The following is a 13,947-nucleotide window of genomic DNA, read 5'->3' as shown; positions in this document are numbered from 1 at the left end:
GAAGCCCTGCGGGATCAGTTGATCAATCTGCGCATGCTGGTTGAAGCGACGCTGGACTTCCCGGAAGAGGAAATCGATTTCCTGGAAAAGGCCGATGCCCGTGGGCGCCTTGACCGTGTGGCTGCGACGCTCGATGGCGTGTTGAGCCAGGCTCGCCAAGGTGCCTTGTTGCGCGAAGGCCTGCAGGTGGTGCTGGCCGGCCAGCCTAACGCGGGCAAGAGCTCGCTGCTCAACGCCCTGGCCGGCGCCGAGCTGGCCATCGTCACGCCGATTGCGGGCACCACGCGCGACAAGGTCAGCGAGACCATCCAGATCGAAGGCGTACCCCTGCATGTGATTGACACGGCGGGTTTGCGTGCCGATCACGAAGCATCGGACGAAGTGGAGCGCATCGGCATGGCCCGCAGTTGGGAAGCCATTGGCCAGGCTGATGCCGTGCTCTTCCTGCATGACCTGACGCGCATGGCCGAGCCGGCTTATGCGCAGGCTGATGCCGACATTGCCCAACGCCTGCCGCAAGGTGTGCCCGTCGTACATGTTTTCAACAAAGCCGATGCCGTGGCGGTGGATCAGGCCGTGCTGCAAGCCCAGGCCCGACCGCAGGGGCCTTTGCTGGCCTTGTCGGCGCGCACGGGCGATGGCCTTCAGGCCTTGCGCCAGACCTTGCTGGAGATTGCGGGCTGGCAGGCGGCGCAAGAGGGTGTGTTCATCGCCCGCCAGCGCCATGTGCAGGCTTTGCGGGTGGCGCGTGAGCATCTGCAGATGGCCCAGGCCCATGCGGCATTGAGCGATGGCGCCCTGGATTTGCTGGCCGAGGAGTTGCGCCTGGGGCACAACGCCTTGGGCACGATCACGGGTGCTTTCTCTGCCGATGACCTTTTGGGTGAAATATTCACGCGCTTTTGCATCGGCAAGTGAGGCTGGCTGTCCAGTCAGGGGGGACACGTGGTATGACTGCTTGTCCTGCAAAGGGGGCGGGCCGTCATGGCCAGGCAACAAATCCATGGCTTGACCGCAAAAGCTGCCCACTGCCAGCCCCTGATGCATTAAATTCACAAGCTTGCGCTGCAGGGCGCCGACTGAGCGAGCGAACTTGAGGCACCGATGGATTCCACTGCACTGATTCAGGCGATTCAGACGCTCAACACGGAAGATGCCTTCCGTCCGCGTCTGGATCCCCAGCAATGGCGGACCTTCTGTCAGTACTTGACGCGCCACGAGTTGCGTTCCGGTGATCTGCTGGTCAAGCAAAGTGACCATGACCGTACCGTGTACTTCCTGGGTCAAGGTTCCTTGCAGGTGTTTGTCACAGGTGCCACGCCGGGTGCATCGCGCATTGCGATCTTGAGGCCGGGTTCCATTTGTGGCGAACCTGGCTTGTTTGCCGATGGTCCCCGCATGGCCAACGTGGAGGCGATGACGCCTTGCGTGATCTACGCCTTGCGCTTGCCCAGGTTTGAAGAATTGGCCGCCCGTGTGCCCTCGGTGGCCGTGGAAGTGGTGAGGGCAGCGGGTTCAGTCATGGCCCAGCGCATGCGCGCGAACATGACCCGTCAGATTCCGTCAGCCTGACAGCTGGGCGCCACGTCTGTGGGGCCGCGTCGGGTGCTGTGCCAGATAAAAGAACAAAAATTGCAAAGTGGAGTTTTTCGTCAATGTCAGTGAGCTCAGGTTTGCGCCGACCAACCATCCTGGTGGCCGACGATTCCCCTCAGAACATCGAATTGCTGTCCAAGATCTTGGGGCAGGATTACCGCATCAAGGTGGCCACCTCGGGTGAAAAGGCCCTGGCCATCGCGTACTCCGATGAGCCGCCTGATCTGATCCTGCTGGACATCATGATGCCGGACCTCAGCGGCCACGAGGTGTGCCGCCGCATCAAGGCCAATCCGGATCGCCGCCGCATTCCCATCATCTTCGTGACGGCCATGAGCACGGTCGAAGATGAAAGCCTGGGCCTGAGCCTGGGCGCGGTCGACTACATCACCAAGCCCATCAGCCCGCCGCTGGTGCAGGCCCGTGTGCGCACGCACCTGGCTTTGTACGACCAGTCGCGCGAACTGGAGCGTATGGTGGCGCAGCGCACCAGCGAACTGGTGGCCACGCGCCAGCAGATCATTCGCCGCCTGGGCCGCGCCGCCGAGTTCAAGGACAACGAGACCGGTAACCATGTGATCCGCATGAGCCACATCTGCCGCCTGATCGCGCAGCAGGCCGGTCTGGGCCCCGAGGCTGTTCAACTGCTGTTCCAGACGGCAGCCATGCACGATGTGGGCAAGATCGGCATCCCCGATCAGATCCTGCTCAAGCCGGGCCCGCTCAATCCGGAGGAACGCAAGGCGATTCGCCAGCATCCCCAGATGGGCGCCGACATCATCGGGCGCCATGACAACGAGTTGCTGGCCACGGCCCGCACGATCGCGCTGACGCATCATGAGCGTTGGGATGGCGCAGGCTATCCGCAAGGCCTCAAGGGCGAGCAGATCCCGCTGTTTGGCCGCATCGTGGCCATTGCCGATGTGTTCGATGCCCTGATGAATCGCCGGCCCTACAAGGAAGCGATGAGCGCTTCGCAGGCGCTGGCCGTGATGGCCGAAGAACGCGCTGGCGCCTTTGATCCGACCTTGCTGGATTGCTTCTTCCAGCAGCAGTTCGAGATCCTGCGCGTGATGGACCTGTATTCAGACGAGCGCGGCGCTGTCGCCGAATTGGTCAGCTGACCTTGGCGTGGTTCAGGCCTGTGCGGTGATGCGCTGCAGCGCCTTGCCCGCTACGTCGAAGTCGTAGCGCTCCAGGGCGCGTTGAAGTTCACCCACCTGAGGATGCTGGCGCAATACAGCTCGGGCATGCAGCAGGTCATGCAGCAGCTCGCGGGCCTGGGCGTCGTTGTCCTCGATCAGGGTACGCAGGCGCATCCAGAAAGGGCGCAGGGCTTCATCGTTCACGCTGGCCTGCTGCTGTTCGACCACTTCAGCGCGTGGCTTGTTGAGGCGATCGATATCGGCCAGCACGGCTTGCAGGGCGTCCAGCGTCTTGGCGAGCTGGCCTTGCACCTGGGCGTGTTGTTCAGGCGTTTCATCCACATTCTTGCTCTGCATGAGGGCTTCCAGTTGGGTGACGTCTTGAAGCAGCCTGGTGGCGCCGATATTGCCGGCCAGGCCTTTGAGGGTATGGGTCAGCAGCACGGCTTCATCTTCATTGGCCGCTGCGGCGTATTGCGCGGCGAAGTCGTGCTGGGTCTTGGCAAAGCCTTTGAGCAGGCGCAGATAGAGCTCCATATTGCCCATGCAGCGTGACAGGCCGTCGGCCGTGTCCAGGCTGCTGAGGTGGCCTGTGGGCTGGGTGTCATCGTCTTCAGCAGGCGCTGCGCTGGACAAGTTGGGGGATACAGGCTTGGTATCGGTACGAGGTGGCACGGCGGGTTGCGCGGGGCTGATCCAGCGGGCCATGATGGTGAACATCTGGCCGAGGTCCAGTGGTTTGGTGATGTGGTCGTTCATGCCGCACTGCAGGACGCGTTCGCGGTCGGCAGCCATGGCGCTGGCGGTCATGGCGATCACGGGCAGGCTGTGCCATTCAGGCCGTGCGCGGATGCGCTCGGTGGCGGTGTAGCCGTCCATCACGGGCATCTGGCAGTCCATCAGCACGCCATCGAAAGGGCCTTCTGCGGCGAGCCTGTCCAGGCACTCCTGGCCGTTGGCAGCTGTGACCACACTCAGGCCGGCGCGCTGCAACAGATCACAGGCGAGCTCTTGGTTCATGGGCTGGTCTTCCACAAGCAGCACGCGGGCACCGGCCAGATGCCGTTGGGCCTGCTTGAGCACACGGCTGGTACTGCCCGACACGATGGGGGCGCTGGTGTTCTTGCCCAGCACGCGTGAGAGCGTTTCCAGCAAAGTGGAAGGCGTGACGGGCTTGTTGATGACACCGGCCAGCCCGACGCCATCGGCCGCCTTGAGCGCTTCTTCGCGCGCAAAGGCCGTGACCAGCAAGACGCAAGGCCGTTGCTCCGGCGGTATCGACAAGGCGTGGCGCGCAAAGGTGATGCCGTCCATGCCGGGCATCTTCCAGTCGGTCAGCAGGATCTGATGGGGCTGGCCTGTGGCTTGTGCAGATTGCATGCGGGCCAGCGCGGCCTCGCCACTTTCCGCCGCTTCGACATCCAGGCCCAGGCGGCGGGCCATGTCGCCCAGCACCTCGCGTGCGGTAGCGTTGTCGTCCACCAGCAGCAGGCGCTTGCCTTGCAGCTCGGTGGCGGTCAGCGCACGCTGGTTGCCGGTCTGTTGCTGCAGGCCAAAGCGCGCCGTGAAGTGGAAGGTCGAGCCCTTGCCAGGCTGGCTGTTGACCCAGATGCGCCCGTTCATCATCTCCACCAGTTGGCGCGAGATGGTCAGGCCCAGGCCGGTACCGCCGTACTGGCGTGTGGTGGAGCTGTCGCCTTGCGTGAAGGGCTGGAACAGGCGCTCGATCTGTTCGGGGTTCATGCCGATGCCGCTGTCGCGCACCCAGAAGTGCAGCACCACATCGGAAGGATCCAGGCGCTGCACTTCGCAGCCGATCACGATCTCGCCCTTGCTCGTGAACTTGATGGCGTTGGTGCCCAGGTTGATGAGGATCTGGCCCAGGCGGATGGGGTCGCCGATCAGGGCGGTGGGGATGTCGGGCGGGGCCGTGAAGAGCAGCTCCAGGCTCTTTTCCTCGGCGCGCATGCCCAGCACATCGGCCATGTTGTTGACCACGCTCTCGAGCTGGAAGTCGGTGTACTCCAGCTCCAGCTTGCCCGATTCGATCTTGGAGACATCCAGCACATCGTTGAGGATCTGCAGCAGGTTGCTGGCGGCACGATGAGCCTTGTCCACGTAGTTGCGCGCCTTGGGCTGCAGCTCGTCCATCAGGGCCAGGTGGGTCATGCCCATGATGGCGTTCATGGGCGTGCGGATCTCGTGCGACATATTGGCCAGGAAGCGGCTCTTGGCTTGCGTGGCCGCTTCGGAGGCTTGTTGGGCGTTGCGCAAGGCGGCTTCGGTTTGCTTGCGCGCGGTGATGTCCTGCACGATGCCGCAGAACTGCTTGCGCCCGTCGTGTTCGAAGGGGATCAGCACCACTTCTGCGTCGAAAGTTTCGCCGTCCAGTCGGGTATGGCGCCATTCCAGCGTCTCGGCCTGGCCGGTTTGCGAGATGCGTTGCAGGATCTCCAGCGAGTCGTTTTTCTGAACGAATCCGGCTGGCGACAAGGGTGGCTTGGAGGGCAGCAAGCCCATCAAGGCCTGTTCGCTGTCGCCACCAAAGAGTTCAACCGCACGGGGATTGCAGCGCGTGATGCCCTGATCCAGGCTGTAGAAGATGAAGGCCACGGGGGCGTGGGTGAACACGGCTTGCGAGCGGGCTTCGGTGTCCTTGCGGTAGGTGACATCAGCCCAGTAGCCGTTGTAGGTGCGGGTGCCGTCGCTGTCAGTGAGGCACTGGCTGTCGCAGCGGATCCAGCGGCGCACGCCCTGGTGTGTCAGCGCGAATTCAACGGCGCCAGTGGGAGGCTGGATGGCGCCTCCTTGGCCGGCCACGCCATGCATGAGCTGCCAGGCTCGCTGCGGCTCGTTCATGAGGATCTCGCGCTGGATGCCCAGCAGGCGTTCGGCGCCCTCGCCAATGAAAGTGAAGTGGCCACCACCGCGTGCCGGCTGGCGATAGCAGAACACGGTCAGCGGCAGGGCATGGGCCATGTCCGACAGGTTCTGTTTGGCGCGCAGCAGGGCGTTCTGCCGTGTCAGGCGCTGCGCCCGCATGGTGATCAGCCAGTAGCCGGTGATCAGGGCGAGTGCGCTGACGGCACCCCAGCCCGCGATGATGGGCGTTTCGCCCGCAATCGGCACCAGCGCCCAGGCCGTGAGGTTGCCGTAGTTCAAGGGGCGCGACAGGGCCATGAAACGGCCATCGGGCCGCTCGACCAGGGCCACATTGCGTGTCGCCACATGCAAGGTATCCAGGCGCCAACCCAGGTCAGCCGGGATGCGCTGGTAGTTGCGGCGCTGGGCCTCTTCGTCCAGTCCGATGGGGCCTTGCAGCATCGTGCGGCCCAGCAGTTGGTCAACCTGGTTGCCGATCAGCATCACGCCGTGTTCATCGGTGACGAAGAGCTGGTGCGTGGCATCATGGAAGAGCCTGGTCAGTGAGGCCGATTCTTGTGAGACCACGATGGCGCCCAAGGCACCGTTCGGCCCATCGACGCGTGCAGAGAAATAGAAGCCGGGGATCTTGTTGATGCGGCCCACGGCGAACTGCGAGCCGTGCCCGTTTTCAAGCGCATCGATGTAATAGCGGCGCGTGCGAAAGTTGCCGCCGATCGAGCTGACGCTGGTGTCGATGCCGGCATCGGCCAGCACGGTGCCATATCGATCAACCATGAAGAGGTGGTCGAGCCCGAAATCATGCGTGGTGTCCAGCAGGATCTGGCTGGTTTTGCGCACGGCGGGTTGGCGACTGAGTTCATCGCGCACGCGCTCGCGGTTGGTTTCCGTCAGGCCTTCGCTGCCGGAGGCATGCACATCTTGCAAAAAGCGCTGCAGATCGGCCTGGCGGCTCAAGGCCAGGGGCAATGCGGCATATTGCTGAAACGAGACGGTGAGTGTTTCATGCAGGCTGTCGAGCCGCAGTTGCGCCGCTTCGAGTTGATCCAGCCGGTGCTCGGTGATGCCACGCTGGACCAGCCAGGTGCCTGCACTGGCGACCACGATGGTCCATACAAGGGCTGCGCGCCAAAGGCTGCGATTGGCCTGGAGACTGGCCAGATAACCGGTTGGCTGATCGCTCGGCGAGTGAAGCTCGGCGGGCCCTGCGTCCATGCAAGAAGTCTCCTGTTTGGCCGGCTGCCGAGGGGATGCCCGGCAACCAGTGGGCACCGAGTTTGCACGGACTTGCTGCTTCAGCCTAGGGGGCTAATGCGGTCATTCGTGCGGTTTTCAGCCTTTGAGCAACAGGCTTTCTGCTCGAGAGAGGTCTTGAGGTCTGCCGGAAAGTACCAGGGTGTCGCCCACATGAAGAATCAGGTTTTTTTCAGGATTGACGACCTGGCCTTCGGCGCGCCGCACGGAGACCACAGCCACACGGGTGTCGCGCTGGTCCAGGCTGGCGGCCAGCGTCTGCCCGATGCAGGCCGAATCGGCCGTGAGCGTGACCGACAGCAGGCGCTGCAACTCCAGCTCGTCCACGCTGTCGTCATCGGCGCCGTGGAAGTAGCCGCGCAACAGGCCGTAGCGGGCCACACGCTGGTCCTGCACCATGCGGATCACACGGCGCATGGGCACGCCCACCAGCGCCAGTGCTTGCGAGGCCAGCATCAGCGAGCCTTCGATGGCTTCTGGCACGATCACGGTGGCGCCGGCGCCTTGCAGTTCGTCCAGGCTGCTGTCATCGATGGTGCGCACGACCACCGGCACGCTGGACGCGTGAGCGTGCACCAGGTGCAGGATCTTCTTGGCCGATGGGGTGTTGGGGTAGGTCACCACCACCGCCGCTGCGCGTGACAGCCCTGCCGCCACCAGACTTTGCAGCCGCGTGGCATCACCGAACACCACATGATGGCCGGCGGCGGCGGCCTGGTGCACGCGGTCGGGATCCAGGTCCAGTGCCATGTAGGGGATCTTTTCCTTTTCCAGCAGGCGGGCCAGGTTCTGGCCGCTGCGCCCGTAGCCGCAGATCAGCACGTGTTTTTCCGTGTTGATGGCCTTGGTCGCGATCTTGGTCATGGCCAGCGATTGCATCAACCAGTCCGTGGACGATACCCGCATCACGATGCGGTTGCTGTACATGATGATCAGCGGCGTGCCCAGCATCGACAGCACCATGGCGGCCAACAATGGGCTTTCGACCTGACGCGGGATGAGGTGCTCGGCCGTGGCCAGCGACAGCAGCACGAAGCCGAATTCACCCGCCTGAGCCAGATACAGGCCGGTACGCAAGGCCACGCCGGTGGGCGCGCCGAACAGCTTGGCCAGCGTGGTGATCAGGCCCAGCTTGAAGAGCAGCGGGCCGGTGGCCAGCATCAGCACCAGCGCCCATTGCTCGTACAGGCTGTGCCAGTCCAGTTTCATGCCGATCGTGATGAAAAACAGGCCCAGCAGCACGTCGTGGAAGGGGCGGATGTCGGTCTCCACCTGGTGCTTGTATTCGGTCTCGGCGATCAGCATGCCGGCTACAAAAGCACCCAGCGCCAGCGACAGGCCGAAGTGCTCGGTCAACCATGACAGGCCCAGCGTGACCAGCAGCAGGTTGAGCATGAACAACTCTTCGCTCTTGCGCCGTGCCACCAGATTGAGCCACCAGTGCATCACCTTCTGGCCGCCCAGCAGCAGCACGCCCAGCAGCGCGGCGGCCTTGATCGCGGCCAGCATCAGTGTGCGGGTCATCTCGGAGGCTGAATCGCCCAGCGCCGGGATCAGCACCAGCAGCGGCACCACGGCCAAGTCCTGGAACAGCAGGATGCCGATCACGCGGCGCCCGTGTTCGCTTTCCAGCTCAAGCCGATCGGCCATCATCTTGACCACGATGGCCGTGCTGCTCATGGCCAGCGCGCCACCCAGGGCCACGGCACTTTGCCAGTTGATACCCCAACCCAGCAGGCCACCGTGATGACCCAGGTAACTCAGGAAGGTGCTCAAAGCCAGATGGCCGCACAGCGTGGCCACGATCGTCAGGCCCACCTGGCTGAAGCCCAGCCCGAACACCAGCGAGCGCATGCTCTTGAGCTTGGGCAGGTTGAATTCCAGCCCGATCACGAACATCAGGAAGACCACGCCGAATTCGGCCAGATACTGCACGCCCGCCGAGTCCTTGGCCAGGGCCAGCGCATTGGGCCCAATCACCACGCCAACAGCCAGGTAGCCCAGCATGGGCGGCAGTTTCATCAAGCGGCACAAGACCACGCCAATCACGGCGGCAAACAGATACAGCAGTGTCAGATCGAGCGTGGTGGCCATAGAGTCCCTAGAATCTCTTGATCCTAACCGCGGTCGTTGCCTGGTGTTCAAATCAGCAGCACTTCGTTGACTTCTCATCACTTCATGTCAGCCCCATTACACCAACAAGACGCCGTTGTGGCCCTGGCCCGTCAGGCCTTCGACATCGAGGCGCGTGCCTTGCTTGATCTGCGCGAGCGCTTGCAAGGCGAGGCCGGTGCGGCCTTCACGCAGGCGGTGGATGCCATGCTGGGCTGCCAGGGGCGTGTGGTCGTGATGGGCATGGGCAAGAGCGGGCATGTGGGCCGCAAGATCACGGCCACGCTGGCCTCGACCGGCACCCCGGCCATGTTCGTGCACCCGGCCGAGGCGCACCACGGGGATCTGGGCATGGTCCAGCCAGGCGACGTGGTGCTGGCGATTTCCAACTCAGGCGAAAGCGAAGAGCTCACCGCCTTGCTGCCGGTCATCAAGCGGCTGGGTGTGCGCCTGCTGGCGATGACCGGTCGCCCTGGCTCTTCCCTGGCGCGCCACGCCGACATCGTGCTGGACTGCGCCGTGGCCCAGGAGGCCTGCCCGCTCAATCTGGCGCCCACCGCGTCCACGACCGCTCAGATGGCTCTGGGCGATGCCCTGGCCGTGGTGCTGCTGGAGTTGCGCGGCTTCAAGGCCGAAGACTTTGCCCGCTCGCATCCAGGTGGTTCGCTGGGCCGCAAGTTGCTGACGCATCTGCATGACGTGATGCGTGCCGGTGAGGCCGTGCCACGTGTTCAGTCTGAATCCAGCTTCGGCGATGTCATGCGCGAGATGAGCGCCAAAGGCTTGGGCTCCACCGCCGTGGTGGACGCCGCCGGCCGCATCCTGGGCGTGTTCACCGACGGTGACCTGCGCCGCAAGATTGAAGCCGGTGTGGACCTGCGTGCCATGACGGCCGGCGAGCTGATGACGCCGTCGCCCCGCACCATTCGTGACGATGTGCTGGCGGCCGAAGCGGTTTCGCTGATGGAGGCCCATCGCATCACGACCTTGCTGGTGGTGGATGCGCAAGGCGTGCTCGTGGGCGCAGTCAATACCAATGATCTGATGCGTGCGAAGGTGATTTGATGCGAGCCCTGGTCTCAACCGTGAACTTCTCGGTGGCCTTGCGCCATCACGCCATGAGCATCCGCGCCGCCATTTTCGACGTGGATGGCGTGCTGACCGATGGCACGCTCTACATCAGCGAGGCTGGCGAAACACTCAAGGCCTTCCACGCGCTGGACGGCCATGGCCTCAAATTGCTGGCCCAAGGTGGCATCACGCCCATCGTGATCACCGGGCGTGATTCGCCCGCAGTGCGTCGTCGCTTGAAGGACCTGGGCGTGACGAACGCGGTGTTCGGTGCGCACGACAAGCTCGCCGCTGCCGAACCGATCCGCACGGCCCTGGGCTTGCGCTGGGACCAGATCGCCGTGATGGGCGACGACTGGCCCGATCTGCCCTTGCTGGTTCGTGCCGGCCTGGCCGTGGCCCCTGCCAATGCGCACGCCGAGGTCAAGGCCATCGCCCACCATGTCAGTGCCTTGCGCGGGGGCGAAGGCGCGGCGCGCGAATGTTGCGATTTGCTGCTGTGGGCCACGGGCAAGTACGAGGGGCTGTTGCACGGCCACCTGGAAACCCTGGACACCACCTCCGACGGAGCCCGCACATGAACCAGCGCTGGTGGCTGTGGCTGGAGCGCGCACAGGCCACGGTGCCTTTGCTGGCCGTGGCCGGCCTGGCCGGGTTCACCTGGTGGCTGGTGCAGTCCTCTCCCAAAGACGGTGGTGATGCGCGGCCCGCGCTGGCATCGTCATCGCCCGATTTTGAGCTGGACAAGGCCCGCGTGGCGCGCTTCAACGCGCAAGGCCGCATCGAGGCTGTGCTGGATGGCGCGCAGATGCGCCACTACCCGGATACGGATCGCTTGCAGATCGACCAACTGGTCTTGTCCGCCCGTGATGACAAGGGCATGGGCTTGAAGGCTTCATCGCAAATGGGCGAAGCCGATCACAAGGCCGAGCTGGTTACGCTCAGTGGTGGCGCACGGGTCACGGCCTTGCCGGCTGCCGATCAAGGTGTGGGCCAGCGCAATCAGCCGGTGCACTTTGTGGGCGAAGTCTTGCGCATCGATACCCGCACGCGCGTGGTGTCATCCAGCCAGCCTGTGCTCCTGCAGCAGCAAGGCAGCGAGGTGCGTGCGCAAACACTGCACTACGACGATCACACCGGCATCACCGATCTGGGTGGCCGTGTGCATGGCCACTACGACGCGCCATGACGCTTGACGCCTCTTCCCGACTGGTCTTCATCACAGGCGCCTCCAGCGGCATCGGCCAGGCTTTGGCTGCGCGCTATCTGCGGGAAGGTTGGCGCGTGGCCCTGGTGGCGCGGCGTGTGGCCGACATGCAGCAGTGGGCCTCGTCACAAGGCTGGCCTGCGGGCCAATGGGCCGTGTACGAAGCCGATGTGCGTGATGAAGCCGCCATTGCATCAGCGGCGCAGGCCTGCGTGGCTACGCAAGGCTTGCCGGATGTGGTGGTGGCCAATGCCGGCATCAGCATTGGCGTGGACCTCAGCCTGGCCGAAGACCTGCCGGTGCTGCGTGACCTGATGGACACCAATGTCATCGGCCTGGCCGCCACCTTCCAGCCTTTCATCGCCTCGATGAAACTGCGTGGGCACGGCACCTTGGTGGGCGTGGCCAGTGTGGCGGCGATTCGTGGCATGCCTGGTCATGCGGGCTATTGCGCCGCCAAAGCCGCCGTGGTGCAGATGTGCGAAACCTTGCGCGGCGAGCTGCGCGCACATGGCGTACGTGTGGTGACCCTGGCCCCCGGTTACATCGACACGCCTTTGACAAAGCCCAATCAGTACCCGATGCCCTTCCTGATGAAGGCCGATACCTTTGCGGATCAGGCCTTCAAAGCGATTGGGCAAGGGGTGCGCTGGCGCGTCATCCCCTGGCAGATGGGCGTGGTCACGGGGCTGCTGCGGTGGATGCCGCGCTGGCTGTTCGATGCCATTGCGGGATCGCAGCAGCACCGCAAGAAGCAGCGCCGTCAGTGAGGCTTGCGGCCTGACGCTCAGTCGTGGTCGCGCCCGTGACCGTGGCCACGTCCTCTGCCGTGACCTCGGTCGTCGTCACGATCATCCCTGTCGTAGCGGTCATCGCGGTCGTAGCGACGATCATGATCGTGGCGATCCCAATCACGGCGCTCGCCGCGGTCACGATAGCCCTCGTCTCGCACGAAGTACACCGGCTGGCCGCATGCGCGGTACTGGCCGCAGTAGCGCGCCCAGTCTCGAGAGTGGCCAGGTGGCACGCGCATGTAGATCGGGCGCTGATGCACGGCGATCGGGGCTTGCTGGATGACGATGGGCTGTGGGTAGATCAGGGTGGGCTGCTGATCACCGATGTCAACGCGGCCATAAAAGCCAGGCTGTGCCACGCTGACGCTCACGCCAACATTGGTGGAGCCGGCCCATGCGCTATGGCTGGAGATGGTGGCCAAGCCGAGCAGGCACAGGGCTCGGCGCAGGGATGAGTAAGACGACATCTGAAAGATCCTGCTAGGTAGTGCACAAGGGTGCACGTCAAGCCCGACATTGTGCCCGCACCAGACTTGTGCGGGGTATCGACATGTGTCCACGAGCACGCGCAGGCATCGCCCATGAAAAAAGGCGACGCCGTGTGGCATCGCCTTCCTTGGTACTTTTGGATTTGTCAGGCCCGAGGGGTTCAGGCCTGCGTGTCCAGATCAGTAGCCGCCGCCGTAGCCGCCGCCGTCGCCACCACGGCCACCGCCGTAGCCGCCACCGCCTTCACGACGGCCACCGCCGCCGTAGCCACCGCCGCCACCTTCGCGACGGCCACCGCCGCCGCCACCACCGTAGCCACCGCCGCCGCCTTCACGACGACCGCCGCCGAAGCCGCCGCCACCGTTGCCGCCGCCACCGTTGCCACCACCGTAGGGGCTACGGAAGCCAGCAGGACGCTCTTCACGTGGGCGAGCTTCGTTCACGACCACAGCGCGACCGGCGACAGGTTGACCATTGAGGCCATTGATAGCTGCTTGCGCTTCGCCGTCGTTGCTCATTTCAACGAAACCGAAACCCTTGGAGCGGCCAGTTTCGCGGTCCATCATGACCTTGGCGGAGCTCACGGCTCCATATTGCGAGAAAGCATCCAGCAGATCCTGATCGCGCACGCTGTAGGCGAGATTGCCCACGTAAAGTTTGTTGCCCACGAGAGAGCCCCTTTCAAATCAAAGTAACCATGTGGAGCTTCAACCCATCAGGACCCATTCCAACGACGGTGCCGCTTCCAGACACAGACCAAAACATTATGGGTGATGCAGCCACATTCATCCAGCTATTTCAACCCTTATTTATCTAACCCTGTCAACCATTCGCATGCGGTGTTGCACTCTTTCCTCAATTTTCTCTAGGGGCTAGCCCCTATGATCAGCGGACATTGCGCGCAACATGACACCCTTGTGTCGATACCTATCCACCATGGCTGCCCCTTTTGATCTCCCTTTGTCCGATGTGCCGCAGCTGGCGTCACGGCCTCGATTTGACTGGTGGCAGGCGCTGGTGAGGGTGCTCTCCAGCATTGAGGCGGTGCGCGATGGCCGGGCCATGTATGTGCTGTTGGCCGCCTTTTCGGGTGCCGGGCTAGCGCTGGCGTCGGCACAGTCTTCTTTTGGGCGCGGTGAGATGAACTGGGCGATCGGGCAGGGCGCCGCAGCCTTGTTCATCGCTTTTTATGGCTCGACCGCAGCGGGCTTGCTCTCCATGGACCGCGCTTTGGGGCGTCCCAGCCGGGACGTCGGGCAAGCAATCGAAGATGCGCTGGGTATCGGTCATCGGGTGCTGGTGGCCTTGTTGGCGATGGCTTTGCTGGGTGCGCTGGTGGCTGCCGGTTTGCTGGGCCTGTACTGGTTGAGCGGCCTGCCCAAGATCGGGCCCTGGT

Annotated in this window: 12 protein-coding genes; 8 read left to right on the top strand and 4 right to left on the bottom strand. The window is 63.8% G+C overall.

The window, feature by feature from the left end; genetic code table 11:
* The 3 genes from EPO09_RS18615 to EPO09_RS18605 form a co-directional block, all read left to right on the top strand.
* A partial coding sequence (locus tag EPO09_RS18615; RefSeq protein ID WP_290645422.1) for a tRNA modification GTPase occupies positions 1-918 on the top strand: 918 nt, incomplete at its 5' end.
* 186 nt (positions 919-1,104) lie between these two features.
* On the top strand, positions 1,105-1,572 hold the full coding sequence (locus EPO09_RS18610) for a cyclic nucleotide-binding domain-containing protein (RefSeq protein WP_290645420.1): 468 nt from the start codon (positions 1,105-1,107) through the stop codon (positions 1,570-1,572).
* An 83-nt stretch (positions 1,573-1,655) separates the two neighbouring features.
* Complete coding sequence (locus EPO09_RS18605; protein WP_290645418.1) at positions 1,656-2,720, top strand: HD domain-containing phosphohydrolase; 1,065 nt, start codon at positions 1,656-1,658, stop codon at positions 2,718-2,720.
* Between the two features lie 12 nt (positions 2,721-2,732).
* Here the strand turns inward: EPO09_RS18605 and EPO09_RS18600 are convergent, their stop codons facing one another.
* Together EPO09_RS18600 and EPO09_RS18595 are read right to left on the bottom strand one after the other, a co-directional pair.
* Positions 2,733-6,839, bottom strand: coding sequence for a response regulator (locus EPO09_RS18600; RefSeq protein ID WP_290645416.1), 4,107 nt, complete (start codon positions 6,837-6,839; stop codon positions 2,733-2,735).
* Between the two features lie 117 nt (positions 6,840-6,956).
* Entirely contained in the window at positions 6,957-8,972 is a 2,016-nt protein-coding gene (locus EPO09_RS18595; protein WP_290645414.1) for a cation:proton antiporter, read from the bottom strand.
* An 84-nt stretch (positions 8,973-9,056) separates the two neighbouring features.
* Here EPO09_RS18595 and EPO09_RS18590 point away from each other — a divergent pair, with 84 nt between their 5' ends.
* The 4 genes from EPO09_RS18590 to EPO09_RS18575 are packed head-to-tail and all read left to right on the top strand — an operon-like array spanning position 9,057 to position 12,038.
* On the top strand, positions 9,057-10,055 hold the full coding sequence (locus tag EPO09_RS18590) for an SIS domain-containing protein (protein WP_290645412.1): 999 nt from the start codon (positions 9,057-9,059) through the stop codon (positions 10,053-10,055).
* Positions 10,055-10,642, top strand: coding sequence for an HAD family hydrolase (locus EPO09_RS18585; RefSeq protein ID WP_290645410.1), 588 nt, complete (start codon positions 10,055-10,057; stop codon positions 10,640-10,642). The genes EPO09_RS18590 and EPO09_RS18585 overlap by 1 nt, the downstream gene beginning before the upstream one ends.
* A complete protein-coding gene (lptC, locus tag EPO09_RS18580) occupies positions 10,639-11,250 on the top strand; it encodes an LPS export ABC transporter periplasmic protein LptC (RefSeq protein WP_290645408.1) in 612 nt (203 codons plus the stop codon). Before EPO09_RS18585 ends, lptC begins: the two co-directional genes overlap by 4 nt.
* Positions 11,247-12,038: an SDR family oxidoreductase gene (locus EPO09_RS18575; RefSeq protein WP_290645406.1), complete on the top strand. Its 792-nt coding sequence runs from the start codon at positions 11,247-11,249 to the stop codon at positions 12,036-12,038. The genes lptC and EPO09_RS18575 overlap by 4 nt, the downstream gene beginning before the upstream one ends.
* Before the next feature lie 17 nt (positions 12,039-12,055).
* On the opposite strand, the gene EPO09_RS18570 is transcribed toward EPO09_RS18575, so the two are convergent.
* Together EPO09_RS18570 and EPO09_RS18565 are read right to left on the bottom strand one after the other, a co-directional pair.
* On the bottom strand, positions 12,056-12,529 hold the full coding sequence (locus tag EPO09_RS18570; RefSeq protein ID WP_290645404.1) for a hypothetical protein: 474 nt from the start codon (positions 12,527-12,529) through the stop codon (positions 12,056-12,058).
* A 201-nt stretch (positions 12,530-12,730) separates the two neighbouring features.
* A complete protein-coding gene (locus EPO09_RS18565) occupies positions 12,731-13,219 on the bottom strand; it encodes an RNA-binding protein (protein ID WP_290645402.1) in 489 nt (162 codons plus the stop codon).
* Positions 13,220-13,487: 268 nt separating this feature from the next.
* On the opposite strand from EPO09_RS18565, the gene EPO09_RS18560 reads away from it, so the two are divergent.
* Positions 13,488-13,947, top strand: a 460-nt coding sequence (locus EPO09_RS18560; RefSeq protein WP_290645400.1) for a hypothetical protein, incomplete at its 3' end; no start/stop codon positions are given.

The sequence above is a fragment of the Aquabacterium sp. genome (assembly GCF_004297345.1).
In the GTDB taxonomy this organism is placed as follows: Bacteria; Pseudomonadota; Gammaproteobacteria; order Burkholderiales; family Burkholderiaceae_C; genus Aquabacterium.
Note: the sequence above shows the minus strand (reverse complement) of the source record. Positions and strands in the feature narration are given on the sequence as shown.

Bases quoted from the DNA above. Each gene is read 5' to 3' on its own strand.
- EPO09_RS18610 (WP_290645420.1), top strand. From the start codon at position 1,105: ATGGATTCCACTGCACTGATTCAGGCGATTCAGACGCTCAACACGGAA.
- EPO09_RS18605 (WP_290645418.1), top strand. From the start codon at position 1,656: ATGTCAGTGAGCTCAGGTTTGCGCCGACCAACCATCCTGGTGGCCGAC.
- EPO09_RS18600 (WP_290645416.1), bottom strand. From the start codon at position 6,839: ATGGACGCAGGGCCCGCCGAGCTTCACTCGCCGAGCGATCAGCCAACC.
- EPO09_RS18595 (WP_290645414.1), bottom strand. From the start codon at position 8,972: ATGGCCACCACGCTCGATCTGACACTGCTGTATCTGTTTGCCGCCGTG.
- EPO09_RS18590 (WP_290645412.1), top strand. From the start codon at position 9,057: ATGTCAGCCCCATTACACCAACAAGACGCCGTTGTGGCCCTGGCCCGT.
- EPO09_RS18585 (WP_290645410.1), top strand. From the start codon at position 10,055: ATGCGAGCCCTGGTCTCAACCGTGAACTTCTCGGTGGCCTTGCGCCAT.
- lptC (WP_290645408.1), top strand. From the start codon at position 10,639: ATGAACCAGCGCTGGTGGCTGTGGCTGGAGCGCGCACAGGCCACGGTG.
- EPO09_RS18575 (WP_290645406.1), top strand. From the start codon at position 11,247: ATGACGCTTGACGCCTCTTCCCGACTGGTCTTCATCACAGGCGCCTCC.
- EPO09_RS18570 (WP_290645404.1), bottom strand. From the start codon at position 12,529: ATGTCGTCTTACTCATCCCTGCGCCGAGCCCTGTGCCTGCTCGGCTTG.